General features: G+C 34.6%; 16 protein-coding genes. 15 read left to right on the forward strand and 1 reads right to left on the reverse strand.

The window, feature by feature from the left end:
* The first annotated feature begins 29 nt into the window (after nt 1–29).
* Nucleotides 30–2,591: a type I DNA topoisomerase gene (gene topA / locus JI747_RS09870; protein WP_225688179.1), complete on the forward strand. Its 2,562-nt coding sequence runs from the start codon at nt 30–32 to the stop codon at nt 2,589–2,591.
* A gap of 902 nt (nt 2,592–3,493) precedes the next feature.
* Here the strand turns inward: topA and JI747_RS09875 are convergent.
* Nucleotides 3,494–4,426, reverse strand: coding sequence for an alpha/beta hydrolase family protein (locus JI747_RS09875; protein WP_225688181.1), 933 nt, complete (start codon nt 4,424–4,426; stop codon nt 3,494–3,496).
* Between the two features lie 185 nt (nt 4,427–4,611).
* On the opposite strand from JI747_RS09875, the gene JI747_RS09880 reads away from it, so the two are divergent.
* From JI747_RS09880 to JI747_RS09945, 14 genes are all read left to right on the forward strand, one after another.
* A complete protein-coding gene (locus tag JI747_RS09880) occupies nt 4,612–5,700 on the forward strand; it encodes a glycoside hydrolase family protein (RefSeq protein WP_225688183.1) in 1,089 nt (362 codons plus the stop codon).
* Between the two features lie 110 nt (nt 5,701–5,810).
* Nucleotides 5,811–6,881: a formimidoylglutamase gene (locus JI747_RS09885; protein WP_225688185.1), complete on the forward strand. Its 1,071-nt coding sequence runs from the start codon at nt 5,811–5,813 to the stop codon at nt 6,879–6,881.
* A gap of 3 nt (nt 6,882–6,884) precedes the next feature.
* Nucleotides 6,885–7,886, forward strand: a complete 1,002-nt coding sequence (locus JI747_RS09890; RefSeq protein WP_225688187.1) for a glycosyltransferase family 2 protein — start codon at nt 6,885–6,887, stop codon at nt 7,884–7,886.
* Nucleotides 7,887–7,980: 94 nt separating this feature from the next.
* The gene (locus JI747_RS09895) at nt 7,981–9,102 is read left to right on the forward strand and encodes a glycosyltransferase family 4 protein (RefSeq protein ID WP_225688189.1); all 1,122 of its coding nucleotides are present in this window, start codon (nt 7,981–7,983) and stop codon (nt 9,100–9,102) included.
* Nucleotides 9,103–9,137: 35 nt separating this feature from the next.
* A complete protein-coding gene (locus tag JI747_RS09900) occupies nt 9,138–9,998 on the forward strand; it encodes a polysaccharide biosynthesis/export family protein (protein WP_225688191.1) in 861 nt (286 codons plus the stop codon).
* A 2-nt stretch (nt 9,999–10,000) separates the two neighbouring features.
* The gene (locus tag JI747_RS09905) at nt 10,001–12,490 is read left to right on the forward strand and encodes an exopolysaccharide transport family protein (protein WP_225688193.1); all 2,490 of its coding nucleotides are present in this window, start codon (nt 10,001–10,003) and stop codon (nt 12,488–12,490) included.
* 211 nt (nt 12,491–12,701) lie between these two features.
* Nucleotides 12,702–13,592, forward strand: a complete 891-nt coding sequence (gene porG / locus JI747_RS09910) for a type IX secretion system protein PorG (protein ID WP_225688195.1) — start codon at nt 12,702–12,704, stop codon at nt 13,590–13,592.
* A gap of 7 nt (nt 13,593–13,599) precedes the next feature.
* Nucleotides 13,600–14,349: an isoprenyl transferase gene (locus tag JI747_RS09915; RefSeq protein ID WP_225688197.1), complete on the forward strand. Its 750-nt coding sequence runs from the start codon at nt 13,600–13,602 to the stop codon at nt 14,347–14,349.
* Nucleotides 14,350–14,379: 30 nt separating this feature from the next.
* The gene (bamA, locus tag JI747_RS09920; protein ID WP_225688199.1) at nt 14,380–16,917 is read left to right on the forward strand and encodes an outer membrane protein assembly factor BamA; all 2,538 of its coding nucleotides are present in this window, start codon (nt 14,380–14,382) and stop codon (nt 16,915–16,917) included.
* Between the two features lie 4 nt (nt 16,918–16,921).
* Nucleotides 16,922–17,455: an OmpH family outer membrane protein gene (locus tag JI747_RS09925; RefSeq protein ID WP_225688201.1), complete on the forward strand. Its 534-nt coding sequence runs from the start codon at nt 16,922–16,924 to the stop codon at nt 17,453–17,455.
* Nucleotides 17,456–17,546: 91 nt separating this feature from the next.
* Complete coding sequence (locus JI747_RS09930; protein ID WP_225688203.1) at nt 17,547–18,050, forward strand: OmpH family outer membrane protein; 504 nt, start codon at nt 17,547–17,549, stop codon at nt 18,048–18,050.
* A 70-nt stretch (nt 18,051–18,120) separates the two neighbouring features.
* Nucleotides 18,121–18,606 (forward strand): acyl-CoA thioesterase, encoded by a 486-nt coding sequence (locus JI747_RS09935; RefSeq protein ID WP_225688205.1) that lies wholly within the window; start codon nt 18,121–18,123, stop codon nt 18,604–18,606.
* 2 nt (nt 18,607–18,608) lie between these two features.
* Complete coding sequence (gene rfbD / locus JI747_RS09940) at nt 18,609–19,469, forward strand: dTDP-4-dehydrorhamnose reductase (RefSeq protein ID WP_225688207.1); 861 nt, start codon at nt 18,609–18,611, stop codon at nt 19,467–19,469.
* 7 nt (nt 19,470–19,476) lie between these two features.
* Entirely contained in the window at nt 19,477–20,163 is a 687-nt protein-coding gene (locus JI747_RS09945; RefSeq protein ID WP_225688209.1) for a hypothetical protein, read from the forward strand.
* The last annotated feature ends 289 nt before the right edge of the window (nt 20,164–20,452 follow it).

Below are 20,452 nucleotides of genomic sequence, written 5' to 3' on the forward strand. Positions count from 1 at the left end.
AAGCTTTACTTTTGCAAAAAATTTTTAGAATGTCGAAAAATTTAGTAATCGTCGAATCACCGGCAAAAGCAAAAACTATTCAGAAGTATTTAGGTAAGGATTTCGAAGTGAAATCCAGCTTTGGGCATATCCGAGATTTACCTAAAAAAGGAATGGGGATTGACTTGGCTACCTTCAGTCCGGATTACGAAGTTTCTGCCGACAAGAAGAAATTGGTAACAGAGCTGAAAGCCGCTGTGAAAAAAGCCGAAATGGTTTGGCTGGCTTCCGATGAGGACCGCGAGGGAGAGGCTATTGCATGGCACTTGGCGGAAGAACTGAAACTGAAACCGGACAACAGAAAAAGAATCGTTTTCCACGAGATTACTAAAAATGCTATTCTAAAATCAATCGAAAATCCCAGAGATATAGACCAGAACTTAGTCAATGCCCAACAGGCGAGAAGAGTACTGGACAGGATCGTAGGTTTCGAAATGTCTCCGGTGCTTTGGAAAAAAGTAAAACCGGGATTATCCGCGGGAAGAGTACAATCAGTAGCGGTAAGATTAATTGTTGAAAGAGAAAAAGAAATCCGTGAATTTACTCCAAAAGCAAGCTTTAAACTGGACGGGATTTTCTTAAATAAAACAGGACAGGAAATTTCTGCAAAACTTAAAAAAGACTTTGAGAAAGAAGAAGAGGCTGAAAAATTCTTAGAACTATCAAAAACGACAGACTTTAAAGTTCTGAATGTTGAGACAAGACCGGGAACACGTTCTGCTTCTGCGCCTTTTACAACGTCAACTTTACAGCAGGAAGCTTCTTCAAGATTAGGATATAATGTGACCAATACGATGCGTCTTGCACAGAGACTGTACGAAGAAGGATACATTACCTATATGAGAACAGACTCGGTAAACCTTTCTCAGGAAGCAATAGAAGGAGCGAAAAGACAAATTACATCAGAATACGGGGCAGAATACTCTTCACCAAGAAACTACACAACAAAATCGGCGTCAGCACAGGAAGCTCACGAAGCGATTCGTCCAACTGATTTTGCGGTAACAAGTATTGGAGATGCTCAGTTAAACAGATTATATCAACTAATATACAGAAGAACATTGGCTTCTCAGATGGCAAATGCCAAAATAGAGAAGACGGTTATAGAAATCGGGAATGCAAAACTTCCTCAGCATTTTGAAGCACAGGGAGAGGTGATCATTTTTGATGGTTTCTTAAAAGCTTACGGAATCGTAAAAACTGAAGATGAAGACGAAGAAAGCAACGAAAAATTACTTCCTAAAGTAAGTGTTGGAGAAGCGTTAGACTATAAAAAAATCATAGCAACAGAAAAATTCACAAGACCAAGCGCAAGATATACCGAAGCAGGTTTGGTAAGAAAACTGGAAGAATTAGGAATTGGTCGTCCATCTACGTATGCGCCAACAATTCAGACCATCCAAAACCGTGAATATGTTGATAAGCGAGAGATTGAACCTCAGACGCGTGAGATTGTGAAAATGTCTTTAACAAAAGACACGATCAAAAAAGAAGTCCTTGAAGAGAAATTCGGAGGGGATAAAAATAAATTCGTTCCAACGGACACAGGTGAAGTAGTAAGTGATTTCTTAACAGATAATTTTAAAGAAATCTTAGATTACGGTTTCACGGCAAGAGTGGAAGAAAGCTTCGACGAAATTGCAAACGGTGACCAGAAATGGAAAGAAATGATGACAGACTTCTACTCGAAATTTCACCCGAGAATTCAGGATGTAGAAGAACATGCGGAAAGAGCAACAGGAGACAGACTTTTGGGAGTTGATCCTAAAACCGGTAAAAACGTTCACGCGAGAATCGGAAGATTCGGAGCGATGATTCAGATTGGGGAAACAGACGATGAAGAAAAACCTGTTTTTGCCTCATTAATGGCAGGGCAGAATATTGCTACCATCACTTTTGAAGAAGCGTTGGAACTATTCAAACTTCCATTTGATCTGAATGAAGTTGACGGGCAACCTGTTTCAGTAGGAGTCGGAAGATTCGGACCTTACGTGAAATGGGGCGAAACATATATCAGTATTCCAAAAGGCGAAGATCCGCTTTCAGTAGATCAGAAACGTGCGGAAGAAATCATCAATGAAAAGAAAATCGCAGATGCACCGATTGCTACGTACAAAGGTGAGCCTGTAACAAAAGGAACCGGAAGATTCGGACCTTTCATCAAATATCGAAGCATTTTCGTAAACGTTCCAAAGAAATATGATTTCGAAAACCTTTCTCAAAGCGATATCAACGAACTGATTGATGCCAAGCTTGAAAAAGAAGCCAACCGATATATCCAACAGTGGGAAAAAGAAAAGATCTCCATTGAAAACGGAAGATGGGGGCCTTTCATCAAATTCGGAAAAGCCATGTTCAAGATTCCGAAAAAAGCAGATGATACAAAATATGAAGGAGAGGAGCTAAAAGAAATTTCTCTTGATGAGGTTAAAAAATGGATTACCGATCAGGACCCGAAAGCATTTGCAGAGAAAAAGAAACCTGCTGCGAAGAAAGCTACAACTGCTAAAAAGGCAACAACAGCTAAGAAAACGGTTGCCAAAAAGAAATAAATTTTAAAAAGCACAGATTTTGGTCTGTGCTTTTTTGTGAGGAGCATTTATTATAAATGTCTCTTTATGTAATTTTTATTGTTTTTCGTCTATTTTAAAAAATCCGTTCCAAAAGGTTCTTAGGTAGGAGTTTTCAAGGTTTTCATTGTCAATGTAATAAAAAAACCTTTGACAGCTTACCTCACTAATATTACTGCCATATTTTAAAGTTTCGAGCATTTTGTCAAATCTGTTTTTGTTGTATAGGAAATTATAAATCAAAAAATTGAATTCATCATATTTTTTTTCTTCGGTGTTTAATTCTGAAATAAAGAACGAACTTCTTATTGGATTATTTTTTTTATCATATTTATTAGTAGAATATTGATAGATTTTTTTTGTTTCAATATTATAAATTAAAGCATCATAATTGTTTGTCATTCTATTTGTCCCAGCGTCAGAACAGCCAATTAAAAAAATATATTTTTTTAAATCATTTTCTTTTATTTTGAACTGTTTAATTGTTTGTTTAAAACGGCTATAATTGAAATCACAATCATAAATTCGGTTTGTTCTCGTGGAAATTGTTTTTTGATTGGTTTTACAAAAATTATCGCGGTTGTTTACTTTTATTTTGTTGGTAGAACAAGAACATAATAAAAATAATAAGATTAAATAAAATGTTTTATTCATGTAGATTAAGTAAAAATTGAGAATTATTTATTAATCAAATATAGAGTAAATAAAGCACAGGCCCATCACTGGCTGTCCGTCTTTCCGGACGGTCTGTCTCTCCCTCGCTACAGGCTTTCCGGTCACCGGGAAAGTAGGCTGCACCCCTGCAACAGACTTTCCGGAAAGCGGGAAAACTTCCTGCACCCGAGTTTCTGAAGATGGCGTTTGGGTTTCGTTTGTCTGGCTCCTTATTTTCTGCCAGAGCTTTTACTTTTTATATTTTTCATCCATTTCAATGCCTCCTTCATGGGCTCTTCGGAGTTTGAGAATGCTGTATTATGTCCTAATGCAGGAAATAATTTATACTCGTAGGGCTTCCCTTTGGTCTTTAAAGTATGGAGGTGTTCAATTGATAAGTTTACAGGGACCTGAATATCTTTGCCTCCAAAAATCCATAGTCCCGGAATTGATATCTTGGAAAGAGCATCTAATGGGTTGGTATCGGTAAACTCATATTTGTCCGGATCAGTCATCGTGTGTTTTCGGGCATCTTCTTCCGTATGGGTGTCCCAGAATTTTGTATTTCCGTTGGTGTAAAACTGAAACCTGAGCTGCTCCTTTACCGTGATAAGTGCCCCACTGAATATGGTCATGAACTGTACCTTCTTATTTTTCATTGCCGTAAGCGGAATGATCCATCCGGCCTGGCTGGCTCCGATTAAGCCTATGGGGATTTGACTGTTGTGTAACTCTTTAAATAAAACATTTACTGCAGCACTCGCATCCATAGCCAAAAGGTTCAGGTTTGAGGCATCAACATTATTGGTTCCTACTTCGGGGCCTGCGTATATGCCAGCAGATTCACCTACACCACGCTTGTCATATGTGAAAACAGCAATGCCGTTTTCAGCCAGCAGCTTTGCAAATTCTGTCATTCTTTTTTCCTGTCCGGATCCGTGTACCATCACCACGGCTGCAGAAATATGCTTGGGGGTGAAAATGGTTCCGGAAAGTGAATCTCCTTTGCTAAGAAATTTTATATTTTTAGTTGTAAAGTCCGGAGGGATGGCTGAGAGGTGATGGGAGGTGCTCAAAAGAAATACTACCAGAAGAAAATTTCTGTACCATTGTTTTGCGTGTATGATGCTTTTAAAATGAATCAGTTGATTTATAGTTTTCATTCAGTTTATTATTTTTCTATTAGTGTAGGAAAGTTTTATGTTTGTTACATGGTATATAATATGTTTTCTGTTATGAATCAGCGGGATAAGTTTTTCCTGTCACTCAAGAGAGTTCACTAGTCAACCCGAAACCGCAGGACACTCTATAAATCCGTTTCTGCTAAATTAGCTTTCAAATCAATGCAATGGAAAAACCCTTCACCCGCAAAGAATTTCTGCAGGCTTCAGCTTTAGGAATCGCGGCCGTATTTTTCGGATCATCATTTACAGGTTTATTATCTTCAGAAGATAAACCTTATTTCAATTTAAAACCAATCGGAAGGTCGCTTGCTTTGGAAGGGTATTACATCTGGTGCAGTTCTCCGATTTGGGGCGAAGACGGAAAAGTTCATCTTTTCTATTCCCGATGGAAAAAAGAAAAAGGAATGGGAGGCTGGCTCAATGGCTCTGAGATCTGCCGCGCAGAAGCCAATTCTCCGTTTGAGAAGTTTGAACATAAGCAGGTAGTTCTTGCACCGAGAGGTGAAGGTTTCTGGGATGCTACCACCTGCCACAATCCTTTGATTAAAAAAGTAGGAGACCAGTATCTGCTGTTTTTTATGGGAACTTCCAACGGAAAAACAAATACGAAAAGAATAGGCCTAGCAACATCAAAGAGTTTGGAAGGAGGGTGGAAAAGACCGGATGAACCTTTGCTGCTTCCGGGAAAAGAAGGTTCCTGGGACGATCATTGCACTACAAACCCTGCTTTTGTAAAAGGAAATGACGGAAAATACTGGCTGTTCTACAAATCATGGAATACCCATGAATACGAAACCCAGAAAGGCCCCATCAGAGGAAACAGAAAATATGGTTTGGCAAAATCAGACTCTCCATTGGGACCCTACAAAAAGGTATCAGAAAATCCTGTAATTGATTTCTCTTCTTTGCCGAATAATGTTCAGCTCGAAGATGCATTTGTGTGGAAACAAAAAGGGAAATTTCATATGGTTGCCCGTGACATGGGATTTTTTAATCATGAATATGGGCTGCATTTAACTACAAAAGACGGAATTCATTGGACACAGCCGGAGATTGCGTATCTTAATATGAAGAGCTACATTACAGAACCAACTCCACCAAAAAACCTAAACCGATTCGGAAGACTGGAACGGCCTATGATTTTACTGGATAAAGATGGAGAAACTCCAAGGTTCTTATTCGGAGCAACACAGGGCGGTGCATTTGAAACATCTACGACTTTTGTTTTCGAAATAATAAGTGCCAAAAAATAGAGAGGAGTAATGGCGGATAAAATTTGTTGCTGTTTTTAAGAATAAAAATGGAGCAGGATTTTAAGTTGATAAGGTTTTTTGTAAGTTTGTGAAACTAATGCGGATTATACATGAACTTCGAAGACTTTATCATTTCACCAAGAAATTTCAAAACGGAAAGCTGGCAAATCGGGAATCAGATCACGAAAGAGATAAAGGAGGACAGTATTGTGCTTCTTTTTGTTTCGGATTACAGGGGAGCGAATGGCGATGCGGAAGTTCAGGATTTTACGGGAATCAGAAAAGAATTTTATAAACTTTCACAGTTGGATTTTGAAATTCCGATGGTGGATCTTGGCGATTTGGTTTCGGGAAAGTCTGTCCAGGATTCTCATTATATTTTGCAGGAAGTGTTGTCGGCTTGTCATTACAAAAGAGCGATTCCTGTGATCGTGGGAGGTTCTAATGATTTTGCATTTTCACTTTTCTCAGGATTAAACTTTCATACGAAAAGCATTAATTATACTCAGATCAGCAATATCATTTCCCTGAAACAAGGCGAAATGATCAATGAACATACTTTTTTAAGCAAAATTTTCGGGGCCAAGAATTTTTCTATCAAGAACTATCATCATTTAGGCTATCAGAAACATTTAAATGAAATAGATTCTGTACGATTAATCAAAGAAGTGGAATTTGATATTATCCGTCTTGCAGAAATGATGAATTCCACGGAAAAAACGGAACCTTTCTTCAGAAAAGCAGATCTGGTAACGGTAAATTGTGATGCCATTGAAAGCTTCAGTGAGCCTTTTTCAATGAATCCGCAGGTGAATGGTCTGAACCGAAGAGAAATTTGTGCTTACATGAAAGAAATCGGATTAAGCGAAAATTTAAAGTCGGTAGGAATTTTTAATTATAATATTTATTCTGATAATCAGTTAAACCATCAGCTTTTGGCACAAATGATCTGGTATCTGATTGAAGGGGTCAATATTCAGAGATCTCATCCTAAAGAAAGACATTATGAGATATTTTATGTGTTAATTGATGACAGACAATATGCTTTCAAACGTGATACTTTCAGTAATCTTTGGTATTTTGGGGATGATGAAGATATAGAAAACTGTATTCCCTGTTCCAGAAAAGATTTTGACGAGGCTAAAAAAGGCTGGTTAAGCACCCGATTCACGAAAATGTAAGATATGACAAATGTTCTCCCGAAAATTTCTATTATTGTTCCGGTTTATAATGTTGAAAGATATTTAGAGAAATGTCTGGATTCTTTGGTGAATCAAACCTATCAGAATATTGAAATTTTGGTAGTGAACGATGGAAGTACAGATGGTTCTGAAAAAATTATTACTGATTTTTCAGAAAGATTTCCGGAGAAGATAAAAGCTTTTCAGAAAAAAAACGGAGGACTGAGCGATGCCCGGAATGTTGGGATAAACCATGCGACAGGAGATTATATTGGTTTTGTGGATAGTGATGACTATGTTTCGGAAACTATGTTTGAAGAAATGGTTATGCTTGCTGAAAAACATTCCGCCGAAATCGTAATTTGTAATATTCAGAAAGTAGATGAGAAAGGGAATGTCACTCAAAAACTGACGCAGATTCCCAATATGCCTGAAAAGATAGATCTTGAAACTCATTTTTCGGTCTTTTCAGATATCAGTTATTTTGCCTGTAATAAACTATTTAAAAAAGAACTTTTTAGAACCAAAAGATTTAAAAAAGGAGTTTCTTTTGAAGATATTCAGTTGGTTCCACAACTGCTTTTGGAGTGTAAAACGATTGCTCAGACTCAGCATTTTCATTATCAGTATCTTGAACGTGTGAATTCTATCTCAAAGACCCACAACGAAAAAGGATTAGATATTATTCAAGCCGTTGAAGATGTGGAAGTTGCTTTTGTAAAATCGGTGTATGCTCACAAGAAAAAAGAATTTAAAAACTTTCAGATTTTGGAAGGTGTTTATACTTTTCTGGCCTATCTGGCTTTTGTAAAAGATGAAAAATTATTTTACGAAATGAGTGCTAAACTTGATGTTTTCAGGAAAAAGAAGAATGTTAAAATTAAAGATATATTGATTTACAGTCGTTTTGATAAGAATTATATTTTATCTTTGCCAATGAGAAAGAAAATTTTTTATCTGCTTTTTTTTGCGGGGCAGAAAAGGTTGATACAAAAACTAATATAAACACAAATGCGGGCGAAAGTAAAGAGATTCTGAATGTATTTAAGATTACATTTTCAGGATCGTTAAAATACTGTAGGTGCCTGAACTATAAAGAATGCAGAGTTTTGAGCTGTTCTTACTGGAGAAAAGTATTTCTATTTTTTACGTAAAAATAGGATTAGGTTTCTTGTTCTCTTTTTTAATTACTTTTTTTACGATTCCCACGATCATAAAGATTTCCAGGAGAAAAAACTTAATGGACGAGCCGGGCATTAGAAGTTCTCATTTGAGAAAAATTCCAAATCTGGGAGGTGTTGCGATATTCTATTCCATTGGAGTCTGTGCTTCTATTTTTGCTTATGAGCTTTTTTCACTTTATAAGTTTTTGTTTGCCTCGATGGTTATCCTGCTGTATGTAGGAATAATGGATGATATTGTGGTAATGAGAGCTTATAAGAAACTCATTGCACAGATCATAGTTTCCTCATTGATTGTGATAGGTTCGGATATAAGAATCAGAAGCCTTTTCGGAATATGCGGAGTGTATGAAATCAATTATTATATAAGTATAGTATTCAGCATACTTACTTTTATTGTGCTGATTAATGCCTTCAATCTCATCGATGGAATTGATGGTTTGGCGGGCGGCTATTCTTTGATATGCAGTGTTCTTTTCGGGATCAGTTATTATCGTTTGGGAGAATATAACTATCCTTTAGTTGTATTTTCTGCGGTAATTGTGGGTTCCATTTTGGCATTTTTATATTATAATTTGTCAAATTACAGAGCTACTAAGATATTTATGGGAGATACAGGATCTATGTTATTAGGTTTTTTGCTCGCTTTCACAAGTATCTGCTTTATTGATATCTTTATTGATAAGTCGGATCCGGATGTTCCTCTCTATCATTTACCTTCGGCTCCCGCTATTGCTGTAGCGATTCTCATTTTACCTATTGTAGATACTTTAAATGTTATGATTATAAGATTGGTAAATGGAGATTCTTTATTCAAAGCAGATAAAAACCATATTCACCACAAGCTTTTAAAGCTTGGACTTACCCATAGAAGATCGACTTTTTATATTATTTCTTACTATCTTTTCATAATAGCTATAGCGAATTTCCTAAGGCACATAAACGTAAGCTTGTTATTAGTAATTGTTTTGAGTTTAGGATTTATTGGTGCTTATTTACCAAATTTTATATACTATTTAAGAAATAATACGAAGAAATAGTTTTAATTTTTATTTTTGCAAACAACTTAAATCTGATGAAGAATTATAAAAATTTATTCCTTTTGTTACTAGCTTTTGTGATGACGTCTTGTATCACAACAAAAGAAGTGCGATACATGCAGCCCAATGAAAGTTTGGTAATTAATGAAGAAGGGCTTGTTCCGTATAATATACCGGTGTATAGAATTACAAAAAATGACATCCTTAATTTAAATATTATCACGACTCCGAAAGGAGATGCGGCTCAATTTTACTCTACATACAATACTTCAGGAGGGACGGCTTCCGGGCAGGTCGTAAATAGTGCAATGATGAATGCAACAAGCGAGGCTGGGAAAAATGGAGGAAATCTTAACTTCTATTTTAATGGACTTAAAGTAGATTCAAAAGGAGATATTAATGTATTCGGGGTAGGTTACATAAAAGCCGAAGGAAGAACTATTGAAGAGATCACACAAGAGCTTCAGCTAAAAGTAAATGAAAATTTTCAGGATGGAAAATCTGAAGTACGTCTGAACACAGATGGTATTACTTATTACATTCTTGGAGATGTAGAAACTACGGGAGTGACCGGTGAGAAAGTTGCCCATAAAAATACGCTTACCATTACCGAAGCGCTTGCTATGAATGGAGGACTTAACAGAACCGTTGACAGAAAAACTATTATGATTCACAGAAAACTTCCTGAGGGGATCAAGATTGCTAAAATAGATCTTACCCGTGAAGATGTGATGAATTCTCCGTACTTCTATGTTCAGAATGGTGATGAAATTTATCTGAATACAAGAGCAAAAAGTTTAAATGGCTTTGGAAAAGATCCTGTACAGACTTTAACAACAGGAGTTTCTCTTCTTACTACGGCTCTATCCATCTACTTACTTATAAAAACACTGTAATCATGATTCCTGAAAAATATGTTAGTCTAGCGAAAAATGATTCTTCAAAAGATAAAAGTGGAGCTTTTTCTTTATTTGATATAGAAAATTTTATAAGGAGAATCATAAGAAACTGGTATTGGTTTGTACTGATGTTTTTTCTTGGATATACCCTTTCCTGGGTGTATAGTAAGTACTATGCACAAAATATTTATGCTTCCAATTTATCTTTAAGTGTTTCCAATAATACAGCGAGTTATTTTACACCCAATCAGTCAATCAACTTCATTTGGGGACAAGGAGGAAATCAGGATGGAGTTTATTTGAAAAAAATGCTTTTGTCAAGATCTCATAATGAGTTTTTGGTAAAAGAACTAGGGCTTTTTGTTAATTTCTCTACAAAAGGAACCTTAAAATCTACGTATTTAGATAAAAGTGACTCTCCGGTCTTTTTAGAGATTGATAGAAAACACTTACAGCAGGTTAGTTATCCTATTACCTTACTTCCGAAAGGGAATGACTCTTATGAAGTTGTTTTGCCGGAAGAAGGGCATTCGGGAAATCTGTATAACTATGAAATAGAAGGATTTCAAAATATTGCAGAATTTCCAAAACCTGCTAATAAAACCATAAAATTAAATGAATGGTATACTTCTCCAAACTTAAGATTCAAATTAGTAGCAAACCCTGTTCCTACAAGTATAAAGCTGGATAACATTATTGTGAATTTAGAAACAGTAAATCAGACCGTAAATGGTATTGTTTCAACAATTAATGTTGATTTCGATAAAGAAATCAATACAATCATGATTATTACAAAAACAGGTTTTAATCTGAACGGAACCGTTAATTTCCTGAATAAATCTGTTAATGAGCTTCAAAAGAAAAGATTAGCAGATAAAAATATCATTAATAAAAATACGGATGTTTACTTACAAAATAGCTTAGATGGAATCAGAAAAAAGCTTGATTCAAGTGCTTTGGTGCTGAACTATTTAAAGACTTCTGAAAAATTATATGACATTAAAGACAGAGATGAAAAATCTTTGAATAAAATAAAAGACTTAGAGGCTAAAAAAGCTGATCTTTTAAGCAAAGTAAATTCATTGAACTCTATCCGAAATACGATTGATAGTCAGAATTTTGACAGAATGATTAGTACTGGAGCAGCGGGATTTGAAGATGGTTTCTTTAGTGCTTCCGTATCAGAATTGAAAGCGTTGTATCTTAAAAGAAGAGAAATGGCTTCTATTTATAAGCCCAATTCTGAACCTATGATCGAAATTAACAGGCTTATTAGTGAGGCTAAACAAGGTTCATCAAATTCTTTAAGAAGTTACTATGCCCGTTACTATGATGAAATTGGAAAAATTGATAGTGAAGTAGCAGCCGCTAATTCAGATCTGGTTGCATACCCGGAAAAAGAAAGAAAATATCTTGATGCCGAAAGAGGATATAACATGATTGAGGCTACTTATAATAGCTTACTGGGTAGACAGAATGAAGCACAAATGAAAGTGGCGACCAATCAGTCGGACATAACGGTGATTGACCCTGCTAAAAACTTAGGGCAGTTACCTGTAGGACCAAATAAAAAAGGAACCGAATTCGGAATTATTGGAGGATTTTTGTTTTTACCACTATTATTTATTTTTATTGGTGAAGTTCTGGATAATAAAGTGAGAAATATTAAAGAACTTTTAAGTGTTACAAAAATACCTTTGCTGGGAGTCATAGGAAATAATAGTACTGAAAATATGCTTACCGTTCTTCAATCTCCAAAGTCTTCTGTTTCAGAAGCATTTAGAGGAATAAGAGCAAATGTTAGATTTTTGTTGAATGAAAATCAGAAAAGTAAAACTATTTTGATCACTTCTTCCATTGGGGGAGAAGGGAAAACGTATGTTTCTATTAATTTAGCCTCTGTTTTGGGATTAAGTGACAAAAAAACCATCTTACTTGGGATGGACTTGAGAAAACCTAAGATTTTTGGGGATTTTAATATTGATAATAAATATGGGATTTCTAATTATCTTACTGGCGAAGTTTCTATAGATCAGATTATTAATAGCACGAAGATTCCTAATTTGGATGTGGCTACTTCAGGACCTATTCCTCCGAATCCTTCGGAACTTTTGATGAGTGAAAAAAACATAGAGTTTCTTGATAAACTTAAAGAAATGTATGATTTTATTATTATCGATTCTCCACCGGTAGGATTAGTGGCAGATTCTTATGAACTGATGAAGTACTCTGACGCTAATATTTATGTTGTTCGTCATGAATATACCGAAAAATATATGCTTAAGATGATTACTGAAAAATACCATAATCAGGAAGTAGGAAATCTGGGGCTTGTTTACAATGATTACAGTACCAGACAAGGTTACGGCTATGGTTATGGCTATGGTTACGGTTATGGTTATGGCTATTTTGATGAAGATAAAAACTACAAAGAACCATTATTAATAAGATTAAGAAATAAAATACAGCAAATATTGAGAAAGAAGTAATATTTTAGCAGCCTGTAACTGGCTGGGTTTTTCGAAATGAATTTCTTCTTTATGCAGAAAAAGAAATATTTTGAGGACTTTACCGTTTACTTTATAACAAATTATGTTTTTTTGTTTATTTTTAACTAAACATTAAGAATATCATTAATATAAAAATGTTTTATATTTGCAAAAATTAATTTTTAAAATAACCATAAATCCATATTCTTTTATGAATAAAAAATTATTGTTTAGCTTTCTTACCGTTATGGGAACAATGGTGAGCATGAAGGCACAAAGAAATGAATTGGGAATCCGACTAGGAATGAGTAACCTAGTAGGGGATGTAGGGAATACCAATTATATTTTACAAAAACCGTTGAGTATGGATAGAGTTTCTGACTGGGGGGTTCCGTTTTATGGTGGTTTATTATATAGATTTAATTTTAATCCTTATCAAACGGTAAGGTTAGATTTGGGATACAATCAGGTGCAGTTTAGTGATAAAGCTGCTAAAGAACAATATAGAATCAACAGAAATGCTTTTGGTAAAAACAATATTTATGAAGCAAGTTTAAGCTTTGAATATAACTTTTTACCTGTAAATAATGAACAGATGGGGATGTTGAGCCCATATATTTTTGCTGGGGTTGGAGCTATTATGTATGATGCTCCGAAAACTACTTTAGTCCACGATTTCAGAAGAGATGCAGATGGAGTAGCGCAAGCGCCAATTAATGAAGAAGATTTTACTACTACAGCAGTATATTCAACAGGGAAGAAAATTGCAATGCATATTCCTTTTGGGGTTGGTTTGAAATATAAATTCAACCATAACTGGGCTGTTTTTGCAGAAGCAACCTTCAGACTTACTTTAACAGACCAGTTAGATTATAGTAAAGTGTTGCCAAAAGATGTAAAATCAACATATAATTCTGATATTTTATCTCCTGGAGGAGGTTCATTATTAGGAACTGGAAATTATTACATTGTGTCTCAGGAAAGAGAAGGAGCTTACAAAGGAACTAGAACTATAGGAGATGGAGATTCAAGAGATTGGCTGAATACTTTTAGTTTAGGGCTTACCTATTCTTTTGGAAGACCTCCATGTTATTGTGATTAATCAAAATATGTCGTTGTTAAAAGATAAAATAGATCCCGAAAATCTACCACAACATGTTGCCATCATTATGGATGGAAACGGAAGATGGGCGAAATCTCGGGGAGAAGAGAGAACATTTGGTCACAAGAATGCCATTGATGCGGTAAGAAATGCTATTAATGCTTGTAACGAAATTAACATTCCTTATTTAACCCTTTATACTTTTTCCTCGGAAAACTGGAGCAGACCAGATGACGAAGTAAATACATTAATGAATTTACTTATGGAAACATTGTTGCTTGAAGCTGAAGAAATTTTTAGCAAAGGATTAAGAATGCATGTTATCGGGAATTTAGAAAAATTACCTCCTCTGGTAAAAGATCAGTTGCTGCGGGTTGTAGAACTCACCAAAAATAATTCGAAAGGGAATTTGATACTGGCAATTAGCTACGGTTCTCAAAATGAAATTTTGAATGCAGTAAAAGAAATCAGCTCTGATGTGAAAGAAGGAAAACTTGAGGTAGATAAAATAGACGAAAAAATATTTGAAAGCTATTTGTATACAAAAGATTTTCCACCGGTTGATTTAATGATAAGAACAAGTGGGGAAGTAAGAATCAGTAATTTTCTACTCTGGCAGATTGCCTATGCAGAATTGCAGTTTTTAGATATACTTTGGCCAGACTTTACAAAAGAGATTTTCTTCCAGTGTATTTTAAATTATCAAAATAAGGAAAGAAGATACGGGAAAACCGGAGAACAAATAAACGTTCAGTAAAAGAATTAAGAAAAGAAAGACTACGATAAAATGAAGTTTAGATTATTACCCATCATAATGTTTGCTGCTTCTGCGCATTTTTATGGACAAGTAACACCGCAGGACAGCACAAGAGTAAATTCTTCTGTACATGCAGAAAATCAAGCAGGGACATATACGTTAAAGGATATCGTCGTTGATGGGGTGAAAAAATATACACCAGCTCAAATTCTAAGATTTACAGGTTTAACAAAAGGAGAATCCGTAGATATTCCTGGGCAGAAAATCAGTACCGCAGTTAAAAAGCTTTGGGATACCCAATCATTTTCTGAGGTAGAAGTGTATGTTGAAAGTATTGAAGGAGAAACTGTAGTTTTGAAATTTTACCTAGAAGACTTGAAAGAGTTAGGTGAAGTGAAATTTACAGGAAAAGGAATTGGTAAGTCTAAAAATGAAAAACTTGCTAAAGATAATAATTTAAAACCTGGAACAAAAATTACACAAAATTTAGTTTCAAGTTTAAAAACAAATATTCCGAAAGATTACGTTAAAAAAGGATTTGCAGATGCTAAGATCACGATTAAGGATAAAGTAAATGCAAGTGATCCTGCTTTGGTAGACTGGACGATTGAAGTAGACAAAGGGAAAAGAGTCAAAATCGATCATATCGAGTTTGAAGGGAACAAGAGTGTTACCGATGCTAAGCTTAGAAAAAAAGCTTTCAAAGAAACTAAACAGAAAAGATTCGGGATTGGAGGTATTTTAAAATCTTCAAAATTTGTTGAAGAGAAATATCAGGAAGATAAGCAAAGTCTTGTTAGTTATTATAACTCTTTAGGATATAGAGATGCTGCAATTGTTTCGGATTCCGTTTGGAGAAATAAAAGAAACAATTACGAGATCAATGTAAAACTTAGTGAAGGTAAACAATATTATATTGGAGATATTACTTTCACCGGAAATACTGTGTTTGCAACAGAATATTTACAGAGAGTTTTAGGATATAAGAAAGGAGATATTTACGATGCGGTAGGATTCAACAAGAAAGTAGGAGAAGACGGTGGTAAAGAAGATGATTCTGATATCAAGTCTATTTACATGAATAACGGATACTTATTCTCAAATGTAACCCCTGTTGAAAAATCTGTAGACGGAGATAAAATCAATCTTGAAATCCGTATCAGCGAAGGTGAAAAAGCCAGTTGGAATAAAGTAAGCTGGGAAGGAAACGTTACGACTCATGACCATGTTATCTTGAGAGCATTAATGACAAAACCTGGAGAATTATTCAAAAAGTCTGATATTAAAAGAACGTATTTTGATCTGGCGGGAATGTCATTCTTTGATCCTCAACAAGTAGGACAAGATATTCAGCCAAATCCACAAGATAATACAGTTGATATCAAATGGAAATTGGTTGAAAAAGGATCTTCGCAGGTTCAGTTACAAGCCGGATATGGAGGAAATAGTTTTATTGGAACATTAGGGCTAACGTTTAATAACTTTTCATTAAAGAACTTCCTTAAGCTTAAAGATTTTAGACCTGTACCTCAAGGGGATGGACAAACATTGTCTATTCAGGCACAGGCAGGACAATATTTCCAGAACTACGGTATTTCATTCACAGAACCATGGTTATTTGGAACAAAACCAACCGCACTTTCTGTAAGTTTGAATACTTCCAGAGTTAAATATAATGATGGTTACGGAAATGATCAGAAACTAAATATCTTTTCGGCTTCGGTAGGGCTTAATAGGAGATTAAATTGGCCGGATGATTATTTCTCATTATATACAGGATTACAATTCCAAAAATATAAATTTAGTAATTATCCTTTTGAGTTTGGAAATACTACTGAATACTATGGAAATGCCAATAACTTTAGTATAAACTTGGGGTTAAGCAGAAACTCTGCGGGAATTGACCCTATTTTCCCAACTGTAGGATCTAATGTTGAACTTACAGCAAAATTTACACCTCCTTACTCATTGTTCAATAATAAAGATTACTCAACAATGACTCCTGTTGATAAATATAAATGGATGGAATTTTATAAAGTAAAATTCAAAGCAGACATTTATAATGAAATTGCGGGGAAACTTGTCTTGAGATCTTCTGCTGAAATGGGATTCATGGATGGATATAACAAAGAACTTGGAGCTCCACCTTTTGAAAGATATTATGTAGGAGGTACAGGTCTATTCGGAGGTAGATATGATGGTAGGGAACTTATTCCATTAAGAGGGTATGAAAATGCATCTACTTACGGGGGGACTTCAGATGATATCACCCAAAAAGGAGGTGGAACTATTTATAATAGATTTACATTAGAATTGAGATATCCAATCTCAATGAGCCAAACAGCCAAAATTTATGCACTTACTTTTGCTGAAGGAGGTAACGTATGGAACTCTTGGAACAAATATAATCCTTTCCAGTTAAAAAGATCAGTCGGAGTTGGGGTGAGAGTATATATGGGGGCATTTGGTCTTATCGGATTTGATTTTGCTTACGGATTTGATAAAACAATCAATTCTACAGAACCTTCCGGATGGAAGACGCATTTCTTGATGAACCAATCTTTATAATAATATGAAGAATTTTAAGACAGTTTTCGCCATTTTATTTCTGATATGCTTCGGAGTTTCCAACGCCCAAAAAGTAGGGGTTGTGGATACAGATGTTATATTAGAGAAACTTCCTCAGTATAAAGAAGCAGAAGCAAAGTTGAACTCACAAATTGATACTTGGCAGACAGATCTTCAAAACCTGCAGGCAGAGTATGAAAAAAAGAGATCTGCTTTTGAAAACGAAAAAGTTTTGTTAATAGGAGATCAGTTAAAACTTAGAGAAAAAGAAGTGATGGATTTGGATAAAAATATCAAAACAACGACGAGTTTACGTTTTGGTACCAATGGAGAGATCACTAAACTGAGAGCTAGTCTTGTTCAGCCTTTTCAGGATCAGATTTGGACTGCGATGGAAACTGTACGTACCAAAAATGGATTAGGCATACTTATTGATAAAGCAAAAAACAATGTGCTTTTTGTTGAGAAAAGATTTGACTACACCGATAAGGTCTTAGATATTTTATTAAAAAGAACAGGAAAAGAGAAAAAGAATTAGAATTTCCTTAAAAAGTATAATTAAATTTGTTTTGGAATTAACTTTTATTGAAATTTGCAATCTTAAAAATTAAATTATTTATTTACCAATTATGAAAAAATTAAGCGTATTATTTGCAGCAATAATGATGGTTGTGTCTGTAGGTATGGCAAAAGCTCAGAAGTCGGCTACTTTAAACGTTGCAACTGTTCTTAATGCGATGCCTGAAAAAACTAAAGCAGATGCTGATCTAAAAGCATTTATTGATAGTAAACAAGCAGAGATCAAAAAGAAAGGTGATGCAGGGCAACTAAAAGTAAAGCAATATACAGAAGAAGCTCCTAAAAAAACTGCTGAAGAAAATAAAGCAAGAGAAGCTGAACTGCAAAAATTGCAAGAAGAAATTGCTCAAATGCAAGACAAGGCAATGAAAGATAGCCAGGCTAAGCAAGATGCTTTGTATGCTCCTATTGAAGCAAAATTGAATGCTGCTATTGAAAAAGTGGCGAAAGCAAATACAATTGATTTTGTATTAGATGCTAATTCATCTGCTCTTATCTACAAAAACGGACCAGATATCACTGCTGATGTTAAAAAAGAATTAGGTCTTAAATAATTTTTAGAAATTAACAAAGATTTATAAAATCAACCACTTCTATTCGAGGTGGTTTTTTTATTTTTGCACAATGGAAAAAGAAGTCTCGACGACGGTAAAAGTTCGCTTTAGCGACTGCGATCCGATAGGTCATTTGAACAATGTAAAATATTTAGATTATATGTTCAATGCCAGAGAAGATCATGTAGAAACATTTTATGGATTTACGTATGAAGAATATACCAAGCAGACAGGATGTACTTGGATCGCTATTCAAAATGAGATAGCATATTTGAAAGAAGTAAGATACAATACTTCCGTGGTTATTAGCAGTAAAACTATCGATGTGCAGGACAGAACCGCCAAAGTTGAAATTCTAATGAAAAGCCTGGATGAAAAAACAATTCATGCAGTCTTATGGGTTACTGTAATTTATTTTAATGTAAAAACAAGAAGATCGGAAGTGCATCCTGAAGATATAAGAGAAACATTTCATAAATTTTATGTAGACCTGGAACAAAAAGATTTCCAGCCTAGAGTTAAATTCTTAAGATCTCAAAACGCAAAAAACTCATAATAATGAAAAAAATACTAGTAATAGGAAGCAACGGTCAGCTAGGAAACTGTATAAAAAAGATCGCCGAGAATTTTGAAAATAAATATGAATTTATCTTTACAGATTCTCAGACTCTAGATATTACAAATTCAGAACAAGTACAAAATTTCTTTTACGATAATAAACCTGATTTTTGTATCAATGCTTCCGCATATACAGCAGTAGACCTTGCAGAAAAAGAATCTGAAAAAGCTTTTGCTGTGAATGCTGATGGTGTTGCAAATATCGCTGAAGCATGTGTGGAATTTAATACCATTCTTATCCATGTTTCTACGGACTATGTTTTTGATGGAGAAACAAACTTGGATTATTCAGAAGACGATTTCACCAACCCAATAGGAGTATACGGACAATCCAAAATGAAGGGAGAAGAATTAGCTTTAGACATTAATCCTAAAACAATTATTTTAAGAACATCTTGGCTATATTCAGAGTTTAATAAAAACTTTGTGAAAACAATGCTGAATTTATTTTCTCAAAAAGACGAGTTAGGAATCGTAGCAGATCAGTTTGGTCAGCCAACCAATGCAAATGATTTGGCAGAAGCAATAATGACAATTATTGAAAATGGCAACAAAACATTTGGTGTTTTTCATTTTTCAAACTATCCGGAAACCACTTGGTTCGAATTTGCTAAAAAAATTGCAGAATTTTCAAAATCAAATGTTAAATTAAATCCTCTCACAACAGAGCAATATCCAACTCCGGCAAAAAGACCGAAGAGAAGTACAATGTCTTTAGATAAAATAGAAGCGACATATAAAATAGAACCTAAGCATTGGGAAAATAGTTTAGAAGATTGTATCGGAATTCTATCAATATAATATGGCAATGAAGAATTTGTTTATAATAAGTTTTATTACCCTTGTCCAGTTTTTGAATGCTCAAAATGTTTTTCTTACCAAAGTTGAAAAAACGCATGATAATACAGACCAGATTTTATTTAAGATAAATGATGAAATAAAAGATGCGTCCTACTTAGGAGAAATAGAAGTCCAGGGATTTTCAAAAAATGATGCAGCGGTATTTTCTTCAATATATAAAAAGGCGAAAGAAATTGGAGCCAATGCTTTCTCATTAAAACCTTTTGAAACTATTGATGGATCAATTCAGCCATTCAATCCTTCTAATTATAGGTTGAACCTGTATTTTATTCCCAGAGATAAACTTTTAAATCAGACAGGGAATATTTATTTGTTTGCATCTTCAGATAAAGAACAAAAAATAAGTATCAACAAAGAAGATCTCATTCTATCCCCAAGAAGTTTTTATGTTTTAAAACCTAAACAAGAAGAGGTGTATGTAATTTCTACCAGAAAGCTTTTAGGATCTACTATAAAACTGAAGCCTACATCTAATGATGGTAATCAATATTTCCAGTTATCTTCCACAAAAATAAAATCCGATGATTCAGGAAGGGGTGGATTAAATCTAAAAAGTGGGGATATTGTTGGTTTGGAAAAATCCTACGCAGAATTTTTAAGCATAATATATCAAGAACACAAGCAAAGTAATTAAACTTTGCTTTTTTTATTTCTATTTAGAATATGATTTTCTTCTTATATGATAGCCTATCCACATTCGTTTAAAAATAATGTTCTTAAGGATCAGTAGTTTAGAAACAGAAATGAATTAAATGTAAACTTTAAGTTAAATAAACTTGGATTGTATTACCCAAACCCACTATCTTTGCCCCACTGAAAACGAGAGAAAATCAGTAAGCGCAGAAGAGCCTTTAGGTGGGCATAAAGATTAAGAAAATCACTTTAGAGATACGAAAGAAAACAAACAAAACTTTTTAAAAATA

Source organism: Chryseobacterium tagetis, from assembly GCF_016735585.2.
Lineage (GTDB): Bacteria > Bacteroidota > Bacteroidia > Flavobacteriales > Weeksellaceae > Chryseobacterium > Chryseobacterium tagetis.